We start from the raw sequence: 19,962 nt of genomic DNA, 5'->3' as shown, positions 1-19,962 counted from the left end.
CTTGTGACGCACCCGGGGGCGGCAATTCGGCCCGCGTCCGGACGTGGCGCGGGCGGCACGGGGCTTTTTCCCGGAATCATCCGGTTCTGCGGTCAACCGTGCTGTTCGGGGGAGCGGGGCGCGCTCACCGTCGCCCGCCGGCGGCGGCGCTGCGAGGAGGTGCGGACGATCAGGTCGGTGGGCATGATCTGCTGGACGGGGCGGCCGCCGCCGGTCCCCTCGATGGCGTCGATCAGCAGCTGTACGACGGTGGTGCCGATGCGTCCGGGCTTCAGCGACAGGGTGGTGATGGGCGGCTCGGTGCCGGCGTAGACGGCCGACTCGCTGCAGCACACCAGCAGCAGGTCGTCGGGGACGCGCAGCCCGTAGCGGCGGGCGGCGGCGAGCAGGTCGGTGCCGTTGGGGTCGAACAGGCCGTACACGGCGTCGGGCCGGTCGGGCCGGGCGAGCAGCCGGTCGGCGGCGACGGCGCCCGCGCAGGGGTCGTGGGCCGGGTACGCCTCGTACACCGGGTCCTGGCCCCGGCGTTCGCACCAGCGCAGATAGGCGGTGGTGGACAGCCGGGTGTAGGTGTCGGTGCTGGTGCCGGTGAGCAGGCCGATGCGGCGGGCGCCGGCGGCGGCCAGATGGTCCAGCAGACCCGTCACCGCGGCCTCGTGGTCGTTGTCGACCCAGGCGGTGACGGGCAGGTCGCCGCAGGGGCGGCCGTCGGAGACGACGGGGATGCCCTGGCGGACCAGCTCGGTGACGACCGGGTCCCGGTCGGAGGGGTCGATGACGACGGTGCCGTCGAGGGCGACGTTCGACCAGACGTCGTAGGGGCTCTGCCGGGTGCTGCCGGGCAGGATCACCAGGGCGTAGCCGCGGGCCAGGGCGGCGGAGGAGGCGGCGCGGGCCATCTCGGCGAAGTAGGCGAACTCGGTGAAGGTGAAGGGCTCCTCGCCGTAGGTGGTGACCGTGAGCCCGAGCAGCCCCGACTTGCCGGTGCGGAGGGTGCGGGCCGCGGCGGAGGGCCGGTAGCCGAGCCGGTCGGCGACCTCCCGGACATGGCGCCGGGTGGCGTCGGGCAGCCGTCCCTTGCCGTTGAGCGCGTCCGAGACGGTCGTGATCGACACTCCGGCCGCGGCGGCTACGTCACGGATGCCCGCGCGTCCCAGTCGACGGCTGTGTGCCCGGCTCACCTGGTGCTTCCCTGCTGCTGTCATGGCGTGCCGATAGTAGGGCCGTGACACACCGTCTGCGGGAGCTCACAGGGGAGGGGGTGAAGAGACGATTCTGCAAGCCGTGACTGCGGTAACGACCTTGGAAGAGGCGGTAGTTGAAGGATTAACCCATCGTTTCTGCAGCTGTTTCGGCGTCTGCTCCAGCAGAACCCCGGATGTCTCAAAGCTGTCTCAACTCACCTCCACGAGTGACGCGCGCCACGGCGCGCGCCACCCGCGCACGCTCGCAAAAAAGCGCCCATGGGGGAGGTACGCGGACCCCGGGAATCCTCCTATGGTGTGCAGCAATAGCGGTACGAGCGGCGGCACGGCCGCTCCACGACCCGGCCCTCCGGGGCCGTCCAACAACTCACGGAGGACCTGCCATGACGGAGAAGGCCCCCAAGCTGCGCGCGGCGCTGGACGGGATCCCCACCTACAAGCCCGGCCGTCCCCCGGCCCCCGGCGGCCCGCGGGCCTACAAGCTGTCCTCCAACGAGAACCCCTACCCGCCCCTGCCCGGCGTCCTGGAGACCGCCACCGCCGCGGCCGGCTCCTTCAACCGCTATCCGGACATGGCCTGCACCGCCCTTCTGGCGGAGCTGGCGGACCGCTTCGAGGTGCCCGTGACGCATCTGGCGACCGGCACCGGCTCCGTCGGCGTCGCCCAGCAGTTGCTGCAGGCCACCGCCGGTCCCGGCGACGAGGTGATCTACGCCTGGCGGTCCTTCGAGGCGTACCCGATCATCACCCAGATCTCCGGCGCGGCCTCCGTCCGGGTGCCGCTGACCGGGGGCGAGGACCACGACCTGGACGCGATGGCGGACGCCGTCACCGACCGCACCCGGCTGATCTTCGTCTGCACCCCCAACAACCCCACCGGCAACGCCGTCCGCCGCGCCGAGCTGGAACGCTTCCTGGACCGGGTCCCCGGCGACGTCCTGGTCGTCCTGGACGAGGCGTACCGCGAGTTCGTCCGCGACCCCGGGATCCCCGACGGCATCGAGCTCTACCGCGACCGTCCCAACGTGTGCGTGCTGCGCACCTTCTCCAAGGCGTACGGCCTGGCCGGCCTGCGGGTCGGTTTCGCGGTCGCCCACGAGCCGGTGGCCGCGGCGCTGCGCAAGACGGCGGTGCCCTTCGGGGTGAGCCAGATCGCGCAGGACGCGGCGGTCGCCTCGCTGCGCAGCGAGAACGAGCTGCTCAAGCGGGTGGACGCGCTCGTCGCCGAGCGCGGGCGGGTGCTGCGCGAGCTGCGGGCCCAGGGCTGGACGGTGCCCGAGACGCAGGCGAACTTCGTCTGGCTGCGGCTGGGCGACCGTACCGCCGACTTCGCGGCGGCCTGCGAGAAGGCGGGCGTGGTGGTGCGTCCCTTCGCCGGCGAGGGGGCCCGGGTCACGATCGGCGAGGCCGCGGCCAACGACCTCTTCCTGCGGACGGCGGAGAGCTTCCGCCAGGAGCCGTAAGCCCCGCCACCCGGGACCAAAGGCCCTCCCAACAGGGACGTTCGTGTCCTCCCACCCCCGGTTTGGAGGCACGAACATAGCTGAGTCATACTTCTTGTGAATGTGAACGCATTCACAAAGTTGTGTGCCACCTCACACCCGTCCGCATCCTTGGAGAGTGCCGTGGACCTGGCTCTGGCGCCCGAGACCCTGGCGCGGTGGCAGTTCGGCATCACCACCGTCTACCACTTCCTCTTCGTCCCCCTGACGATCTCGCTCGCCGCCCTCACCGCCGTTCTCCAGACGGCCTGGGTCCGCACCGGCAGAGACGTCTACCTGAGGGCCACGAAGTTCTGGGGCAAGCTCTTCCTGATCAACATCGCGATGGGCGTCGTCACCGGCATCGTGCAGGAGTTCCAGTTCGGCATGAACTGGTCCGACTACTCCCGCTTCGTCGGCGACGTCTTCGGCGCCCCCCTTGCCTTCGAGGCGCTGATCGCGTTCTTCTTCGAGTCCACCTTCATCGGCCTGTGGATCTTCGGCTGGGACCGGCTCCCCCCGAAGATCCACCTCGCCACCATCTGGATGGTCTCGATCGGCACGGTGCTCTCCGCCTACTTCATCCTGGCGGCCAACTCCTGGATGCAGCACCCCGTCGGCTACCGCATCAACGCCGAGTCCGGCCGCGCCGAGCTGACCGACTTCCTCGCCGTGCTCACCCAGAACACCGCCGTGGCGCAGTTCCTCCACACCATGACCGCCGCCTTCCTCACCGGCGGCGCCTTCCTGGTCGGCATCGCCGCCTACCACCTGATCCGCCGCCGCCACATCCCCGTGATGCGGACCTCGCTCCGCCTCGGCCTGGTCACCATGGTGGCGGCCGGCGCGCTCACCGCCGCCAGCGGCGACCACCTCGCCAAGATCATGTACGAGCAGCAGCCGATGAAGATGGCCGCCGCCGAGGCCCTGTGGGAGACCGAGGGCCCCGCCCCGTTCTCCGTCTTCGCCTACGGCGACGTGGACGAGGGCCACAACAAGGTCGCCGTCGAGATCCCCGGCCTGCTCTCCTTCCTCGCCCACAGCGACTTCGACTCACCCGTCCCCGGCATCAACGACACCAACGCCGCCCTCCAGGAGCAGTACGGCCCCGGCGACTACCGGCCCAACATCCCCGTCGCCTACTGGAGCTTCCGCTGGATGATCGGCTTCGGCATGGCCTCCCTCGCCCTCGGCGCGGCCGGTCTGTGGCTCACCCGCCGCCGCTTCTGGCTGGCCGAACGCCACCGCACCACCCCCGACGAAGTCCCCACACTCGCCCTCACCCGCGAGCGGACCCTCGGCCCCACCCTCACCCGCCGCTACTGGCAGCTCGCCTTCCTCACCCTCGGCTTCCCGCTCCTGGCGAACGCCTGGGGCTGGATCTTCACCGAGATGGGCCGCCAGCCCTGGGTCGTCTACGGCCTGATGCGCACCACCGACGCCGTCTCCCCCGGCGTCTCCCAGCTCGAAGTGATCCTCTCGATGACCGTCTTCACCACCCTCTACGCCGTCCTCGCGGTCATCGAGGTCAAGCTCCTGGCCAAGTACGTCAAGGCCGGACCCCCCGAACTCACGGAGGCCGACCTCAACCCGCCCACCCGGATCGGCGGCGACAAGGACGACGCCGACCGCCCCATGGCCTTCTCCTACTGAGGTTTCCCATGGAACTCCACGACATCTGGTTCGTCCTCATCGCCGTCCTGTGGACCGGCTACTTCTTCCTGGAGGGCTTCGACTTCGGCGTCGGCGTCCTCACCCGGCTGCTGGCCCGCGACCGCGCCGAGCGCCGCGTACTGATCAACACCATCGGCCCCGTCTGGGACGGCAACGAGGTCTGGCTGCTGACCGCCGGCGGCGCCACCTTCGCCGCCTTCCCCGACTGGTACGCCACCCTCTTCTCCGGCTTCTACGTCCCCCTGCTCCTCATCCTCGTCTGCCTGATCGTGCGCGGCGTCGCCTTCGAGTACCGCGCCAAGCGCCCCGAGGAGAACTGGCAGCGCAACTGGGAGCACGCCATCTTCTGGAGCTCCCTCCTCCCCGCCTTCCTGTGGGGCGTGGCCTTCGCCAACATCGTCCACGGCGTCGCCATCGACGCCGACAAGGAGTACACCGGCGGCGTCCTCGACCTCCTCACCCCCTACGCCCTCCTCGGCGGCCTCACCACGCTCACCCTGTTCACCTTCCACGGCGCGGTCTTCACCGCCCTCAAGACCGTCGGCGACATCCGCGCCCGCTCCCGCGCCCTCGCCGTCCGCCTCGGCCTGGCCACCGCCGTCCTCGCGGTCGCCTTCCTCGGCTGGACCCAGCTCGACCGCGGCGACCTGACCACCCTCCTCACCGCGTCCGCCGCCGCCGTCGCCCTCCTCCTCGCCATCCGCGCGATCACCGTCGGCCACGAGGGCTGGTCCTTCACCCTCTCCGGCGTGACGATCGTGGCCGCCGTCGCGACCCTCTTCCTCGCGCTCTACCCGAACGTCATGCCCTCCACCACCAACCCGGCCTGGAGCCTGACGGTCACCAACGCCTCCTCCACCCCCTACACCCTGACGATCATGACCTGGCTGGCCGTCCTGGCCACCCCCCTCGTCCTGCTCTACCAGGGCTGGACCTACTGGGTCTTCCGCAAGCGCATCGGCACCCAGCACATCGCCCCCGACACCCACCCCCAGCAGCAGGAACCGACCCGCGCATGAAGCCCGTCGACCCCCGCCTGCTCCGGTACGCCCGCACCACCCGCGGCTTCCTCGCCGCGGCGGTGGCCCTCGGGCTGGCCGGAGCGGGCCTGGTCATCGCCCAGGCCGTACTCATCGCCGAAGTCATCACCGAGGCCTTCCAGCACCGCACACCCCCCACCGCCCTCACCACCCCCCTGCTCCTCCTCGCGGCCGTGTCCCTCGGCCGGGCCCTGGTCTCCTGGCTCACCGAACTGGCCGCCCACCGCTCCTCCGCCGCGGTCAAGTCCGAACTCCGCCTGCGCCTCCTGGCCCACGCCACCGCCCTCGGCCCCGCCCGGTCCACCGGCGAACTCGCCACCCTCGCCACCCGCGGCATCGACGCCCTCGACGACTACTTCGCCCGCTACCTCCCCCAACTGGCGCTCGCCGTCGTCGTCCCCGTCGCCGTCATCGCCCGGATCCTCACCGACGACTGGATCTCGGCGGCGACCATCACCGCCACCCTCCCCCTGATCCCGGTCTTCATGGTCCTGATCGGCTGGGCCACCCAGAGCCGCATGGACCGCCAGTGGCGGCTGCTCACCCGCCTGTCCGGCCACTTCCTCGACGTCGTCGCGGGCCTGCCCACCCTCAAGGTCTTCGGCCGCGCCAAGGCCCAGGCCGAGAACATCCGCGTCATCACCGCCGACTACCGCCGCGCCACCCTGCGCACCCTGCGGATCGCCTTCCTCTCCTCCTTCGTCCTCGAACTCCTCGCGACCATCTCCGTGGCCCTCGTCGCCGTCGGCATCGGCATGCGCCTGGTGCACGGCGAACTCGACCTCCACACCGGCCTGGTCATCCTGATCCTCGCCCCCGAGGCGTACCTCCCGCTGCGCCAGGTCGGCACCCACTACCACGCCGCAGCCGAAGGCCTCTCCGCGGCCGACGAGGTCTTCACCCTCCTCGAAACAGCACCCCCCACCCCCGGCACGCACCCCGCCCCCGACGCCCGTACCGCCACCCTCACCCTCGACGGCCTCACCGTCCGCCACGAGGGCCGCACCACCGACTCCCTCCCGCCCACCACCCTCACGATCAGCCCCGGCGAGACCATCGCCCTCACCGGCCCCTCCGGCTGCGGCAAGACCACCCTCCTCCGCACCCTCCTGGGTCTCACTCCCCCCACCACCGGCCGCATCCTCGTCAACGGCACAAACCTGACCACCCTCGCCCCGCCCACCTGGCACTCCCAGATCGCCTGGGTCCCCCAGCACCCCCACCTGTTCGCCGGGACGATCGCCGACAACGTCCGCCTCCCCCGCCCCGACGCCACCGACGCCGAAGTGCTCCGGGCCCTCCACGACGCCGGAGCGGCCGACCTGGGCCCCACCACCCTCCTCGGCGAGAACGGCACCGGTCTCTCCGCCGGCCAGCGCCAGCGCGTCGCCCTGGCCCGCGCCTTCCTCGCCGACCGCCCGATCGTCCTCCTCGACGAACCGACCGCCGCCCTCGACGGCGCCACCGAGGCCCAGGTCGTCGACGCGATCGCCCGCCTCACCCGCGACCGCACCACCCTCCTGGTCGTCCACCGCCCCGCGCTGCTCCCCCTGGCCGACCGCGTGATCCGCATCGGCTCCGCCGCCGCAGCGCCCTCCGGACCCGCACCCGTCCCCATCGGCACACCGGACCACCCGGCACCCACCGAACCCGCAGACGGCAGCGAGCCCGCACCCGGCAGCGCGCCGGACCCCGCGACGCCCGTCGGACCCGCACCCGGCAGCGTGCCGGAGGGGACGGGGAGGGGCGGCCGTTCCGGACACTCAAGCGTTATTTGCGGCCAATGGGCGGATCAGGAGCGTGTCACGTCCACGGCCGTAAATAATGCCGTCCGGAATGGTCGCCCCGGACCGGCCCCGACCCCCGCACGCACCGCCCCCGCCCCCACGCACGCACCCGCACCCGCGCCCGCCCCCACGGACGCACCCGCACCCGCACCCGCACCCGCACCCGCACAGCGCAGCACCCTCGCCCGGGTCCGCGAGATCGCGCACCCCCTCCGGGGCCGGTTCGCCCTGGCGCTCGTACTCGGCGCCCTCGCACTGGCCAGCGCGATCGGCCTCATGGCCGTCTCCGGCTGGCTGATCTCCCGTGCCTCCCAGCAGCCCCCCGTCCTGTACCTGATGATCGCCGTCACCGCGACCCGCGCCTTCGGCATCGGCCGAGCCGTCTTCCGCTACGCCGAGCGCCTCGTCTCCCACGACGCCGTGTTCCGCGTCCTGGCCGACCTGCGCGTCGCCGTGTACACGCGCCTCGAACGCCTCGCCCCCGCCGGACTGCGCCGCACCCGCCGCGGCGACCTGCTCACCCGCCTCGTCGCCGACGTCGACGCCCTCCAGGACTACTTCCTGCGCTGGCTGCTCCCCGCCACCGTCGCCGCCACCGTCTCCCTCGCCGCCACCGGCTTCACCACCTGGCTGCTCCCCGAGGCCGGACTGGCCCTCGCCGCGGGCCTGCTCACCGCCGGAGTGGCCGTCCCCGCGCTGGCCGCCGCCGTCGCCCGCCGCACCGAGCGGCAGCTCGCCCCCGCCCGCGGCACCCTCACCACCCGCACCGTCGACCTGCTCACCGGCACCGCCGAACTGACCGTCGCCGGTGCGCTGCCCCGCCGCCTGGCCGCCGTACGGGCCGCCGACGCGGCCCTCACCCGCATCGCCGCCCGCAGCAGCGCCGTCACCGCCCTCGGCGGCGGCCTGACGGCGCTGACCACGGGCCTCACCGTCACCGCCGCCGCCTGGTTCGGCGCCGCCGCCGTGCACACCGGGCGGCTGGACGGCCTCCTCATGGCCGTGGTGGTCCTCACCCCGCTCGCCGCGTTCGAGGCGGTCACCGGGATGCCGCTCGCCGCCCAGCACCGGCAGCGGGCCCGCCGCTCGGCCGAACGCGTCCACGAGGTGACCGACGCCCCCGCGCCCGTACGCGAGCCGGAGCACCCGGTACCCGCGCCCGCGCCCGCCGCCGCGTTCCCCGTGGTGCTCGACGGCGTCACGGCCCGCCACCCGGGCCAGGACCCCGGTGACCGCCCCGCCCTCCAGGACATGCACCTGCGGCTGACCCCCGGACGGCGGGTCGCGGTCGTCGGTCTCTCCGGCTCGGGCAAGACGACGCTCGCCCACGTCCTGCTGCGCTTCCTCGACCCCGTCGCCGGCCGCTACACCCTCGGCGCCGACTCGGCCACCGCCACCGACGCCACCGCCCTGGCCTCCGACGACGTCCGCCGCCTCGTCGGCCTGTGCGCCCAGGACGCGCACATCTTCGACAGCACCCTGCGCGAGAACCTCCGCCTGGCACGCACCACCGCCACCGACGCCGAACTCCACGCGGCCCTGGCCGCGGCCCGCCTCGACACCTGGGCCGCCACCCTCCCCGAGGGCCTGGACACCCTGGTCGGCGAGTTCGGCGCCCGGCTCTCCGGCGGTCAGCGCCAGCGGCTGGCCCTGGCCCGCGCGCTGCTGGCCGACTTCCCGGTCCTGGTGCTGGACGAGCCCGCCGAGCACCTGGACACGGCCACCGCCGACGCCCTGACCGCCGACCTGCTGACCGCCACCGAGGGCCGCACCACCGTGCTGATCACCCACCGGCTGGCCGGGCTGGACGCGGTGGACGAGGTGCTCGTCCTCGACGGCGGCCGTACGGTCCAGCGCGGGCCGTACGCGGAACTGGCCGCGCTGGACGGGCCGTTCCGGGCGATGCTGGAGCGGGAGCGCGCCACGGAGGGGGCGCTGACCACGGCGGTCGGGTGACGCCGCGAGGCGGGTCGCCCCGCGAGGCGGGTCGCCCCGTGTGGCGGGCGCCCCCCGCCGCTACGCCGCCGCCGACAGGCGGCCCCGCTGCTCCTCGCTCAGCCGCAGCTCCATCGCCTCGAACGCCTCGTCCAGCTGCCCGGTCCGGCTCACCCCGACGATCGGGACGATCGCCGGGTCGCCCCCGGCCAGCCAGGCCAGGACGACCTGGTTGGCGGTGGCGCCGGTCTCGGCGACGATCTCCCGCAGTACGGCCAGCCGTCGCCGGGTGCCGGGGTGCTCGTAGTGCTCGGGCAGCGGTTTGTCGGTGCCGGCGCGGGTGTAGGAGCCCCACAGCAGCGCGGAGTAGACCCACAGGTCCATCCCGGGCTCGCTGCGCACGTAGTCGAGCGACTCCTCGGTCGCGTGCATGTGCCCGTCCTCGGGGAGGACGACGCCCGGCCGGGGCTGGAGGTAGGAGTAGCGCTGCTGCACGGCCGTCCAGCCCGTCACGCCCAGTTCGCGGGCGACGGCCCGGCCGCGCTCGACGCGCCAGGCGGGGTGGTTGGAGGCGCCGAGCCGGCGGGCGAGGCCGTCCGCCACCACCTCGCCGAAGGCGCCGACGGTCTCCTCCAGGGGCACGCTCCGGTCCTCGGCGTGCGCCCAGTACAGGTCGATCCACTCGGTGCGCAGCCGCCGGAGGCTCTCGTGCAGCCCCCGGCGGATGGCGGGGGCGGACAGTCCCTCGGCGGAGTCCGGCCAGTCGCCGGGCACGGTGGGCTGCTGGCGGACCTTGGTGCTGATCAGCACCCGGTCGCGGATGCCGGGCCGGGCGGCGAGCCAGTCGCCGATCACGGTCTCGCTCTGGCCGCCGGTGCCGGAGGGGTCCAGCCAGAAGCTGTAGCAGTTGGCCGTGTCGAGCCACTGGCCGCCGCGCTCGACGAAGCGGTCGAGCAGTTCCATGGACGCCGTCGCGTCCAGCCGGGTGCCGAAGTCGATGGTGCCCAGGGCGAAGTACGGTGCGCTCACCGGTGGTCCTCTCGTCGTGCGGTGCGCTTGGCGGACCTCATGGTGGGGCTTGGAGCGCGCTCCAGGGCAAGCGGTGGGTGCACGGGGTGCGGGTGGGGTGCGGGTGCGGTGCGTGCGGGGGTCGGGGCCGGTCCGGGGCGGCCATTCCGGACGGCATGATTTACGGCCGTTGCCGCAACACGTTTCCTCACCCATCCATTGGCCACAAATCACGCTTGAGTGTCCGGAACGGCCGCCCCTCCCCGTCCCCTCCCGCTCGCTGCCGGGTGCGGGTCCGACGGGCGTCGCGTGGTCCGGCGCGCTGGTGGGTGCGGGTCCGACGGGCACCGCGGGGGCCCGGCAGGATGCGGGGGTGGGGCCGGTGTGCGTCGTGCGGCCCGCGCAGGGTCGGCGGGGGGAGCGGCCCCGGGCCGCTCGTTCAGGCGGTTCCGGGCCGCCGTATCGCCGACGGCAGGTCCAGCAGCCGTTCGATGACGGCGGCCACCCCGTCGTCCTCGTTGCCGGCGGTGCGGTGGGTGGTCGCGGCCAGTACGGCGGGGTGGGAGTTGGCCATGGCGTACGAAGTGCCGGCCCAGGTCAGCATCTCCAGGTCGTTGGGCATGTCGCCGAAGGCGACGACCTCCTCGGGCGCGACGTTGCGTCGCTCGCAGCACAGCGCCAGGGTGGACGCCTTGCTGACGCCGGGGCCGCTGATCTCCAGCAGCGCGCTGGGGCTGGAGCGGGTGAACTCGGCGTGGTGGCCCGCCGCGGTGCGGGCGGTGTCCAGGAAGTCGTCCGGGGTCAGCCCGGTGTGGTGGGCCAGGAGTTTCAGGACCGGTCCGTGGTCTTCCTCGAGAGCCGGTGCCAGCAGTTCCTCGACCGGGGCCACCACCGCGCCGGGGTCCAGGTGGAACTGGGGGTAGAGGGGCTCGTAGTGGATGCCGGCGGTCCGCTCGACGGCGAAGCTCGTCTCCGGGGCCGCCGTCCGCAGCTCCTTCACCACCGACAGGGCGGTGGGGGGCAGCAGTTCCCGTACGTGCACCACTTCTCGTCCGCGGTGCAGGTCGACCACGGCGGCGCCGTTGGCGCAGATGGCCAGGCCGTGCCCGTGGACGTGGTCGCTGACCACGCCCATCCAGCGGGCGGGGCGGCCGGTGACGAAGAAGACCTCGATCCCGGCCTCCTCGGCGGCGGCGAGCGCCGCGACCGTGCGGTCGGAGACGGACTTGTCGTCGCGCAGCAGGGTGCCGTCCAGATCGGTGGCGATCAGGCGCGGGCGGGTGGCCGGGAGGTCCTGGGCAGGAGTCACGGTCACCATACTCCCGCATATGCGCGCACAGCCGTGCATGAAGGTGCCCGAATGAGACAGGAGGCGAACGCATCCGGAACCGGATGGACACGGACAGTCAGACCCCGATGATCTGGGCCCGGTGGCCGCACAACCGGGTCATGTCGTCCACGTCGGAGGTCAGCACCGCGACGGGCCCGGGCTGGCGCAACGCCGCCTCCGCGACGGTGGCGTCGATGGCGTACTTGTGTCCGTGGAGGCCGGCATCTTTCAGGAGTCTGGCCGCCTCCCTGGCGGCTCGCTCGGTCACCGGTTCCACTCTGACCCGGGACAGTGTCCACTGCAACCGGGGCATGCTCACCCGTGCGTGGCTGACCTCGACGATGGTGTTGGCGGAGACGACCAGGTCGGTGCCCATCCTGTGGAAGGCCTGCACCATGGTGAGCAGTTTTCGTTCCTGGGAGATCCAGGCAGAGAGCCCCTGGGAGTCCAGGACCGCGGTCTCGACGTGCCTGTTCAAGCCGCGCTCGCCGGTCCCTCGGTTTCCGTGCCGCCGAAGATCTTGGCGAAAGCCTCGTTCATTTCCTCCTCGGTGAAGGCTCCGTGTTCCTCCTGATACCTCTGCAGGTCGGCGCCGAGGAGTTGGTGCCTTATCTGCCGGGCGACCGCTGCGGCTACATAGCCGGAGACGTTGTCCGTGAGTTTCCTCAGTTCGGTCACCTGGTCGGTCGGAAGCGTGACGGTGATGCGTGTCGTGTCGGTCATGGAAGGAAGCATACTGCGATATGCGCCCCGAGCGGGGTGAAAGATCCGGTTCAGAGGAGCTGGCGCGGGGCCTCTGTCGCGATCTGTTCGAAGACGCGCTGGTCGGTGGCGAAGCCGGAGTCGGGGATCGGCCAGTGGACGGCGAGCTCGGTGAAACCCAGCTCCCGGTGGCGGCCGGCGAAGTCCACGAAGGCGTCCAGGGACTCCAGCGGGCGGCCGCGTTCGGGGGTGAAGCCGGTGAGCAGGACTTTGTCCAGCTCGGCGACGTTCCGGCCGGTGTCCGAGCAGGCCGTTTCGAGCTTCTTGAGCTGGCCGTGGAGGGCCGCCGCCGACTGCTCCGGGGTGCCCTCCTCGGTCAGTTTCGGGTCGCCGGTGGTCACCCACGCCCGGCCGTACCGGGCGGCGAGCCGCATGCCGCGCGGGCCGGTGGCGGCTACCGCGAAGGGGAGGCGGGGGCGCTGGACGCAGCCGGGGATGTTGCGGGCCCCGTCGGCGGAGTAGTGGGTGCCCCGGTGGGTGACCGCGTCCTCGGCCAGCAGCCGGTCGAGCAGCGGTACGAACTCGGCGAAGCGGTCGGCGCGTTCGCGCGGCGTCCAGGCCTCCCGGCCGAGGACGGTGGCGTCGAAGCCGCTGCCGCCGGCGCCGATGCCCAGGGTGACCCGGCCGCCGGAGATGTCGTCCAGGGAGATCAGCTCCTTGGCGAGCGTCACCGGGTGCCGGAAGTTCGGCGAGGTGACGAGGGTGCCCAGCCGTATGCGGGAGGTGGCCGTCGCGGCGGCGGTGAGGGTGGGCAGCGCGCCGAACCACGGCCCGTCGCGGAACGGGACGCGCCAGGAGAGGTGGTCGTAGGTGTAGGCGGTGTGGAAGCCCAGCTCCTCGGCGCGTGTCCACTGGTCGCGGGCGCCTTCGTGCCAGCGGTGGACGGGGAGGATCACGGTGCTCAGACGCAGGCTGCTCATACCTCCGAGCCTATGGCGGCTCAGGGTTCCCGAGGTCCCCGCCCCGGGCGGCCGGTGAGGGGGCCCGGACGCGGTCAGCCCGGGAGCCGGAGGTACTCCGGCGGTACGTGCGCCACCAGCCACACCCCGTTGGCGCTCACCCGGAACTCGTGCCCGTCCCGGTGCATCGCCCCGGCGTCCACCGGCAGCACCACCGGCTTCCCGCGCCGCGCCCCCACGGCGGCGGCGGTCTCCCGGTCGGGGGAGAGGTGGACGTCGTGGCGCGCCATGGCCCGCAGGCCGTCCCGGCGGATGGCCGCCAGGTTCCGCCCGACCGTCCCGTGGTAGAGGTACGCGGGCGGCTCGGCGGGCGGCAGACCCAGGTCCACCACGACGGTGTGCCCCTGGCAGGCGCGGATGAGGTCCCGTTCGGCGTCGAGCGTGAAACGCCGTTTGTCGTTGCCGGCGACCACCTCGGCCAGCTCCTCGCGGGTGAGGCGGACGTTGTGGCGGGCGGCGGCCTCCAGCAGGTGGGGGACGGCGACCCAGCCCTGGGCGTCCAGGGTCAGGCCGATCCGCCCGGGGTCGTGCCGCAGGTGCCGGGAGAGGTACTTCGAGACGCGCTTCATGCGCCGTTCGTCCATGGACGGACAGGGTGCCCGGCGTCCCGGCGCCGCGCACCTCCTTTGTTCAGGACCGGGCGGCCGACGCCCGCACGTTGATCCGGGCGAACGCCCGCAGCAGGGGCGGCGCCAGCCGGGACAGCCACAGGCCGCCCCGCGCCTCCAGGCTCACCGGCACCACCGCGCGGTTGCGCACCACCGACCGCAGCACCGCGTCGGCGACCTTCTCCGGTGAGTACCGGCGGATCCGGTACACCTGGTAGGCCCGTTTGCGGCGGCGCTCGCGCTCCTCGGCGTCGAGGCCCCGGAAACGGGCGTCGTCCAGGATCGAGGTGCTGACGACACCGGGGCAGACCGCCGACACTCCGATGCCCTCCCCGGCCAGTTCGGCGCGCAGCACCTCGCTGAGCATCAGCGCCCCCGCCTTGGAGGTGCAGTACGCGGGCAGGGCGCGGGTGGGCTCGTAGGCGGCGCAGGAGACGACGTTGACGATGTGGCCGCCCTGCCCGCGCTCGGCCATCTGCCGCCCGAAGAGCCGGCAGCCGTGGATCGTGCCCCACAGGTTGGAGCCGAGCACCGCCGCCCAGTCGTCCGCGCTGTGTTCCAGGAACGGTCCGGCGGCGGCGATCCCGGCGTTGTTGACCAGGATGTCCACCACGCCGCAGTTCCGGGCCACCCGTTCGGCGAGCTCCTCCATCGCCTGCCCGTCGGAGACGTCGGCGACCTCCGCCCACGCCCGCGGCGCGCCGGTGAGCCGGGCGTGCTCGGCGGTGCGCGCCACGTCCTCGGCGTCGATGTCCACCGCGACGACGCGGGCCCCGGCCCGGGCGAAGGCCAGCGCCGTCGACCGGCCGATGCCCCGGGCCGCGCCGGTGACCAGCACCAGCCGGCCGCCGAAGTGCTCGGCGTACGGATCGCGCGCCCGGTGCCGTACGGGTGCCAGGGCCGGGACGCCGGCCCGGGAGTCGGCGCGGGTGTCGGCGCGTCCGCCGGGCGCGCGGTCCGCGCCGCTCCCGGCGAACGCGCCGATCCAGTCGGCCAGCTGGTCGGGCCGGGTGCGCGGCGCCCAGTGCCCGGCGCGCAGCGCCCGGTGCACCAGGCGCGGCGCCCACCGCTCCAGGCCGTCGTGGACGGCGGGGGAGAGGAAGGGGTCCTCGGTGAGGGTGATCACCTGGACGGGCACCCGGGCGTACGCGTCCTCGCGCGGCCGGCGCAGCCGGTCCGGCAGGTTGTCGCGGTAGAGCCAGACGCCGTGCGCGGCGTCGGCGGGCAGCGAGCCGGTGGGGTACCCGTCGCCGTACGCGCGCCGCGCGCCGTACCCGTCGGCGGCGCGTGCGGCCCGGCGCCGGGCCAGGGCGGGCCAGAGCACGCCCGAGGCCACCTCCGGCAGCACGGGCACCTGCATCGCCCACACGTGGGAGAGCCGGGCGCCCTGCCCGAGCGCCTGGAGGGCCCGGCGCGGGCCGGGCCGGGTCAGCCGCCGGGCGAACCAGTGCCCCAGGTGGTCCAGGGACGGACCGGAGATCGAGGTGAAGGACGCGATCCGGCCGCGGGTCCGCTCCACCGTGGCGAACTCCCAGCCCTGGATCGACCCCCAGTCGTGCCCCACCAGGTGCACCGGGGCGTCCGGGCTGACCGCGTCCGCCACCGCCAGGAAGTCGCCGGTCAGCCTCTCCAGGGTGAAGCCGCCGCGCAGCGGCTCGGGGGCGGTGGACCGGCCGCAGCCGCGCATGTCGTACAGCACCACGTGGCAGCGGTCCGCGAGCCGCTCGGCGACCGGCAGCCAGAGCTCCTTGGTGTCCGGGTAGCCGTGCAGCAGGAGCACCGTCGGGCGGCGCCCGCCGTCCGGTGCCGACGGGGTGCCCAGCTCGGCCACCCGCAGCCGTGCGCCGTCCCCGTCGACCCAGCGTTCCCGTACGCCCGCGGGAGCCGCCGCCGTGCCCGCCGGTGTGTCCGCCGTCATCGCTGTCTCCTCCCGCCGGCGCCGCACGGCACCGGAACGTCCTGCTTGTCCGGGTATCCGCTCTCCGTGCGGTGACACCGGCGGACGGCGGGCCGCCGTGGCCATCCCCCGGGCAGATCTCCCTTAGGGGCGCCTCCCTCTCCGGTACGAGGCACATCCACGCCCCCGGGGTGACGTGAACCCTTCACGGCACCACTACGGTCGACCTGTGACTGTCATCGCGACCGAAAACCTCAGCAAGAGGTTCCCGAGGGTTACCGCGCTGGACCGGCTCACCATGAGGATCACGCCGGGCGTGACCGGCCTGGTGGGTGCGAACGGCGCGGGTAAGTCGACCCTGATCAAAATCCTGCTGGGGCTCTCCCCGGCCAGTGAGGGAACCGCGTCCGTACTCGGCCTCGACGTCTCCGACCGGGGCGCCGAGATCCGGGAGAGCGTCGGGTACATGCCCGAGCACGACTGCCTGCCGCCCGACGTGTCGGCGACCGAGTTCGTCGTCCACATGGCGCGGATGTCCGGGCTGCCCGCCGACGCCGCCCGGGAGCGCACCGCCGACACCCTGCGCCACGTCGGCCTGTACGAGGAGCGCTACCGGCCCATCGGGGGCTACTCGACCGGTATGAAGCAGCGGGTCAAACTGGCCCAGGCGCTGGTCCACGACCCGAAGCTGGTCTTCCTGGACGAACCGACCAACGGCCTCGACCCGGTCGGCCGCGACGACATGCTGGACCTGATCCGCCGTGTCCACACCGACTTCGGCATCTCGGTCCTGGTCACCTCCCATCTGCTGGGCGAGCTGGAGCGCACCTGCGACCACGTCGTCGTCATCGACGGCGGGAAGCTGCTGCGCTCCTCCGCCACCGCCGACTACACCCAGCGCACCGCCACCCTCGCGGTCGAGGTCACCGACACCGACACCCATCCGGACGGCACCACCGCCCTGCGCGAGGCGCTCACCGCCGCCGGGCTGACCGTGGCGCCGGCCGGGGCGGCCGGCGAGGGGCTGCCCGGTGCCGGGCACGTCCTGCTGGTCGAGGCGGCCGGCAGCGGTGAGGAGGCCGGGGACGCCGGGAACGCCGCGGACGCCGTGTACGACACCGTCCGCGACACCGTCGCCGGGCTGGGACTCGGCCTGGTCCGCATGGAGCAGCGCCGGCACCGCATCGCCGAGGTCTTCCAGAACTCGCCGCAGCCCGGCACCCCCGGTGCTCCCGACACCCCCGCCGCCACCGAGACCGTCCAGAAGGGGGGCAGCACCGATGCGGCCTGACACGACGCCCGAGGCGGCCACGACCGGCGCCGCCACCGTCCCGCCCGGCGCGGACGCCAGCATCCACAACATCGGCTACCGCCACTACGACGGCCCCCGGCTGGGCCGGTCCTACGCCCGCCGCTCGCTGCTGATCCAGTCCCTGCGCGGCGCGTACGGCCTGGGCCGCTCGGCGAAGTCCAAGGTGCTGCCGTTCATCCTGCTGGCCGTGATGGTCCTGCCCGCGGGCATCCTGGTGGCGGTCGCGGTGGCCACCGGCGCCGACGAGCTGGAGATGGACTACACCCAGTACTGGCTGGCCCTCCAGCCGGTCATCGGCCTCTACCTCGCCGCCCAGGCACCCCAGTCGGTCTCCCTGGACCTGCGCTTCCGCACCGTCCCGCTGTACTTCTCGCGCCCCATCGAACGCGTCGACTACGTGGCGGCCAAGTACGCCGCCATGGCCGCGGCCCTCTTCCTGTTCACCACCGCGCCCCTGGTGATCATGTACGCGGGCGCCCTGCTCGCCAAGCTGGACTTCGCCGACCAGACCACCGGCTTCCTGCAGGGACTGGCGGCCAACGCGCTGATGTCGGTGGTCTACGCCGGGGTCGGTCTGCTGGTGGCCGCCCTGACCCCGCGCCGGGGCTTCGGCGTCGCCGCGATCATCGCCGTGCTGACCATCCCGTACTTCGCCGTCACCACCGTCCAGGCGATCGCCGAGGTCCAGGAGGCCCAGGGCGCCGTCCCGTGGCTGGGGCTGGCCTCCCCGACCTCGCTGCTCGACGGCTTCCAGTCGGTCTTCCTCGGCGCCGTCTCCGGCTTCCCCGGCGGACACGAGCCGTCCGCCGCCGCCGCGGCCGTCTACGTCCTGGTCCTCGTCGCCCTGGTGGCGGGCTGCTGGGCGGCGCTGATGCGCCGGTACCGCAAGGCGCTGTGATGAGCCAGTACATCTCCCCGCGGAACGAGAAGGCGGCGTAACCCATGACCACGATCCACATCGACCACGTGTCCCGCTGGTTCGGCAACGTCGTCGCCGTCAACGACGTGACGATGGACATCGGGCCCGGCGTCACCGGTCTGCTCGGCCCGAACGGCGCGGGCAAGTCCACCCTGATCAACATGATGGGCGGCTTCCTGGCCCCCTCCACCGGCACCGTCACCCTCGACGGCACGACCATCTGGCGCAACGAGCAGGTCTACCGGCAGATCGGCATCGTCCCCGAGCGGGAGGCGATGTACGACTTCCTCACCGGCCGCGAGTTCGTCGTCGCCAACGCCGAGCTGCACGGCCTGCCCGAGCCGGACGCGGCGGCCCGGCGGGCGCTGGCCACCGTCGAGATGGAGTACGCCCAGGACCGGAAGATCGAGACGTACAGCAAGGGCATGCGGCAGCGCGTGAAGATGGCCTCCGCGCTCGTCCACGACCCGGCCGTGCTGCTGCTGGACGAGCCGTTCAACGGCATGGACCCGCGCCAGCGCATGCAGCTCATGGAGCTGCTGCGGCGGATGGGCGACGAGGGCCGCACCGTGCTGTTCTCCTCCCACATCCTGGAGGAGGTCGAGCAGCTCGCCTCGCACATCGAGGTGATCGTCGCCGGACGGCACGCCGCCTCCGGGGACTTCCGCCGCATCCGCCGGCTGATGACCGACCGGCCGCACCGCTACCTCGTGCGGTCCAGCGACGACCGGGCCCTGGCCGCCGCGCTGATCGCCGACCCCAGCACCGCGGGCGTCGAGCTCGACAGCGCCGAGAACGCCCTGCGCATCCAGGCCGTCGACTTCACGCGCTTCACCGAGCACCTGCCGCGCGTCGCCCGCGAGCACGGCATCCGGCTCCTCACGGTCTCGCCCTCGGACGAGTCCCTGGAGAGCGTCTTCTCCTACCTCGTCACGGCCTGACCCGGCCCGGCAACCACCCAAGGAGCCTCTTCGCGATGTACGACCCCACGGTCGCCCGGCTCACCTACCGGGCCCTGCTCGGCCGCCGCCGGGCACTGATCCTGTTCATCCTGCCCGCCCTGCTGCTGGTGATCGCCGTCGCGGTCCGGCTGCTGGTCGGCGCCGACGACGAGACCGCCGTCAACGTGCTGGGCGGCTTCGCGCTGGCCACGATGGTCCCGCTGATCGGCGTGGTCGCCGGGACCGGCGCGATCGGCCCGGAGATCGACGACGGCTCGATCGTCTACCTGCTGGCCAAGCCGGTGAAGCGGCCCACGATCATCCTCACCAAGCTGACCGTGGCCGTCGCCGTCACCATGGCGTTCTCCGGCATCCCCATGCTGATCGCCGGGTTCATCCTCAACGGCAACAGCCAGCAGATCGCCGTCGCCTTCACCGTCGCCGCGGTCGTCGCGTCCATCGCCTACAGCGCCGTCTTCCTGCTGCTGGGCACCGTCAGCCGCAACGCCGTCGTCTTCGGCCTGATCTACGCGCTGATCTGGGAGTCCCTCTTCGGCAACCTGGTCCCCGGCGCCCGTACCCTCAGCGTCCAGCAGTGGGCACTGGCGCTGGCCGAGAAGACGGCGTCGCCCGACGTGGGCATCAACTCCGACGTCGGCCTGGTCACCGCCGCGATCCTGCTCGCCGTGGTGACGGTGGCGGGCACCTGGTACGCCGGGCAGAAGCTGCGCACCCTCACCCTCGCCGGCGAGGAGTGAGCCGCCCGGCACCTTCCGCCGCCGAACGCCTGCGGGCCCCGCCACTCCGAGGGAGCGGCGGGGCCCACGGGCGTTCGACGAGCCAGCGCACCTTCGAGGTGGTGCGGGCCCGCCGCGCTCCCGGGCATGGGAAGCGTCCGCGTGCACGCCGCCTTCAGGCCATCCCGTCGACGCGGTATCCCTATATGTGGGATTCAGCAAGGTTATGGGCTGTGGCCGTATGGACCGAATTCGGCCATGAAGCACTTGGGGCCGAAATTAGTTTCCATCGCCATGTGCTCTGTGCATATAGTGCTGGTGCTCTGCGGGTCTGACCAACTCGCGACGGGTAGTGGGGGTGGGGGTC

16 protein-coding genes are annotated in these 19,962 nt (G+C 72.9%); 8 read left to right on the top strand and 8 right to left on the bottom strand.

The window, feature by feature from the left end; all coding sequences use genetic code 11:
• Positions 1-92: 92 nt before the first annotated feature.
• On the bottom strand, positions 93-1,205 hold the full coding sequence (locus tag CUT44_RS18780) for a LacI family DNA-binding transcriptional regulator (protein WP_100203025.1): 1,113 nt from the start codon (positions 1,203-1,205) through the stop codon (positions 93-95).
• A 383-nt stretch (positions 1,206-1,588) separates the two neighbouring features.
• Here CUT44_RS18780 and hisC point away from each other — a divergent pair, with 383 nt between their 5' ends.
• The 4 genes from hisC (at position 1,589) to cydD (ending at position 9,143) form a co-directional block, all read left to right on the top strand.
• Positions 1,589-2,668: a histidinol-phosphate transaminase gene (gene hisC, locus CUT44_RS18775; RefSeq protein WP_100203024.1), complete on the top strand. Its 1,080-nt coding sequence runs from the start codon at positions 1,589-1,591 to the stop codon at positions 2,666-2,668.
• Positions 2,669-2,830: 162 nt separating this feature from the next.
• Entirely contained in the window at positions 2,831-4,339 is a 1,509-nt protein-coding gene (locus CUT44_RS18770) for a cytochrome ubiquinol oxidase subunit I (RefSeq protein ID WP_100203023.1), read from the top strand.
• Positions 4,340-4,347: 8 nt separating this feature from the next.
• Positions 4,348-5,379, top strand: coding sequence for a cytochrome d ubiquinol oxidase subunit II (cydB, locus tag CUT44_RS18765; RefSeq protein WP_100203022.1), 1,032 nt, complete (start codon positions 4,348-4,350; stop codon positions 5,377-5,379).
• Positions 5,376-9,143 carry a thiol reductant ABC exporter subunit CydD gene (cydD, locus tag CUT44_RS18760; protein WP_100203021.1) on the top strand — a complete coding sequence of 1,256 codons (3,768 nt, stop codon included), beginning with the start codon at positions 5,376-5,378 and terminating at the stop codon, positions 9,141-9,143. Before cydB ends, cydD begins: the two co-directional genes overlap by 4 nt.
• A gap of 60 nt (positions 9,144-9,203) precedes the next feature.
• Here the strand turns inward: cydD and CUT44_RS18755 are convergent, their stop codons facing one another.
• The 7 genes from CUT44_RS18755 to CUT44_RS18725 form a co-directional block, all read right to left on the bottom strand.
• Positions 9,204-10,151 carry an aldo/keto reductase gene (locus CUT44_RS18755; RefSeq protein ID WP_233221486.1) on the bottom strand — a complete coding sequence of 316 codons (948 nt, stop codon included), beginning with the start codon at positions 10,149-10,151 and terminating at the stop codon, positions 9,204-9,206.
• 418 nt (positions 10,152-10,569) lie between these two features.
• Entirely contained in the window at positions 10,570-11,448 is an 879-nt protein-coding gene (locus CUT44_RS18750) for an HAD-IIB family hydrolase (RefSeq protein ID WP_100203019.1), read from the bottom strand.
• An 88-nt stretch (positions 11,449-11,536) separates the two neighbouring features.
• Positions 11,537-11,938 (bottom strand): PIN domain-containing protein, encoded by a 402-nt coding sequence (locus CUT44_RS18745; protein ID WP_100203018.1) that lies wholly within the window; start codon positions 11,936-11,938, stop codon positions 11,537-11,539.
• On the bottom strand, positions 11,935-12,183 hold the full coding sequence (locus CUT44_RS18740; protein ID WP_100203068.1) for a type II toxin-antitoxin system CcdA family antitoxin: 249 nt from the start codon (positions 12,181-12,183) through the stop codon (positions 11,935-11,937). The genes CUT44_RS18745 and CUT44_RS18740 overlap by 4 nt, the downstream gene beginning before the upstream one ends.
• A gap of 50 nt (positions 12,184-12,233) precedes the next feature.
• On the bottom strand, positions 12,234-13,142 hold the full coding sequence (locus tag CUT44_RS18735; RefSeq protein WP_100203017.1) for an LLM class flavin-dependent oxidoreductase: 909 nt from the start codon (positions 13,140-13,142) through the stop codon (positions 12,234-12,236).
• Positions 13,143-13,216: 74 nt separating this feature from the next.
• A complete protein-coding gene (locus CUT44_RS18730) occupies positions 13,217-13,765 on the bottom strand; it encodes an RNA 2'-phosphotransferase (RefSeq protein WP_100203016.1) in 549 nt (182 codons plus the stop codon).
• A 46-nt stretch (positions 13,766-13,811) separates the two neighbouring features.
• Positions 13,812-15,707, bottom strand: a complete 1,896-nt coding sequence (locus CUT44_RS18725; RefSeq protein ID WP_100203015.1) for an SDR family oxidoreductase — start codon at positions 15,705-15,707, stop codon at positions 13,812-13,814.
• A 208-nt stretch (positions 15,708-15,915) separates the two neighbouring features.
• Between CUT44_RS18725 and CUT44_RS18720 the strand changes: the two genes are divergently transcribed.
• From CUT44_RS18720 to CUT44_RS18705, 4 genes are read left to right on the top strand one after another with little or no spacing between them, the layout of a single operon-like run.
• Complete coding sequence (locus CUT44_RS18720) at positions 15,916-16,977, top strand: ABC transporter ATP-binding protein (RefSeq protein WP_100203014.1); 1,062 nt, start codon at positions 15,916-15,918, stop codon at positions 16,975-16,977.
• Positions 16,967-17,896 carry an ABC transporter permease gene (locus CUT44_RS18715; protein ID WP_233221485.1) on the top strand — a complete coding sequence of 310 codons (930 nt, stop codon included), beginning with the start codon at positions 16,967-16,969 and terminating at the stop codon, positions 17,894-17,896. Before CUT44_RS18720 ends, CUT44_RS18715 begins: the two co-directional genes overlap by 11 nt.
• 44 nt (positions 17,897-17,940) lie before the next feature.
• Entirely contained in the window at positions 17,941-18,858 is a 918-nt protein-coding gene (locus tag CUT44_RS18710) for an ABC transporter ATP-binding protein (RefSeq protein ID WP_100203013.1), read from the top strand.
• A 35-nt stretch (positions 18,859-18,893) separates the two neighbouring features.
• Complete coding sequence (locus tag CUT44_RS18705; protein WP_100203012.1) at positions 18,894-19,616, top strand: ABC transporter permease; 723 nt, start codon at positions 18,894-18,896, stop codon at positions 19,614-19,616.
• Positions 19,617-19,962: the final 346 nt, after the last annotated feature.

Source organism: Streptomyces carminius, from assembly GCF_002794255.1.
GTDB lineage: Bacteria > Actinomycetota > Actinomycetes > Streptomycetales > Streptomycetaceae > Streptomyces > Streptomyces carminius.
This window is presented reverse-complemented; position numbering and strand designations above follow the sequence as displayed.